This is a genomic window from Methylobacterium tarhaniae (assembly GCF_001043955.1).
In the GTDB taxonomy this organism is placed as follows: Bacteria; Pseudomonadota; Alphaproteobacteria; order Rhizobiales; family Beijerinckiaceae; genus Methylobacterium; species Methylobacterium tarhaniae.
In genome coordinates, this window is sequence record NZ_LABZ01000450.1 from 1 (window position 1) to 602 (window position 602).

2 protein-coding genes are annotated in these 602 nt (G+C 72.9%); both read right to left on the minus strand.

Translation table 11 applies throughout. The features are described 5' to 3' along the window. Positions 1 to 188, minus strand: a 188-nt coding sequence (locus tag VQ03_RS30580) for an NAD(P)-dependent oxidoreductase (RefSeq protein ID WP_048454707.1), incomplete at its 3' end; no start/stop codon positions are given. Positions 189 to 242: 54 nt separating this feature from the next. Then, positions 243 to 602, minus strand: a 360-nt coding sequence (locus VQ03_RS30585) for a (2Fe-2S)-binding protein (RefSeq protein WP_048454708.1), incomplete at its 5' end; no start/stop codon positions are given.

The window sequence follows — 602 nt, forward strand, 5'->3', positions numbered from 1 at the left end:
GTGGGCTCGGGGGCGAAGACGTCGACATGGGCGCCGGCGGCGGCGAGCAGCTTCACCTTCCAGGCAGCACCCCCATTGGCCCCGGCCAGAACCGCGCGCTTGCCCGTGAGGGTCACGAAGACCGGAAGCACGGCCAGGGGCTCGAGGCCCGGGGAGCGGGTCTCGCGGGGAGCACGGGGCGTACGCATGGGAAAGTGAGTTTCTGACACGAGTTTGGGGAAGTCCTGCACCATCAGATGCCCCTATGCGGAAGCGGGTGCAAGTTCGGCGGCGAGCAGCTTGCGGATCTCAGGGATGCACGAGCCGCAATTGGTGCCGGCCTTGCACGCCGCCCCCACCGCCTCGACCCCGTGCGCCCCGCCCTTGATCGCCGCCCGGATCGTGTCGAGCCCGACCGTGTGGCAGGCGCAGACCAGCGGGCCGGTGCCGGCGCTCTCGGCCCGTCCCGAGATCAGGGCCCGGCGGGCGGAGGGCTCCAGCAGCTCCTGCGTGCGGAAGAAGGCCTTGGCGGCGTCCCAGGTCGGGCGCTCGGCCGAGGGCGCCAGCGCGAGCACGCCGAGCAATTGCCCGTCCCGGAAGGCGGCGGCGCGGTAGCGGCCGCG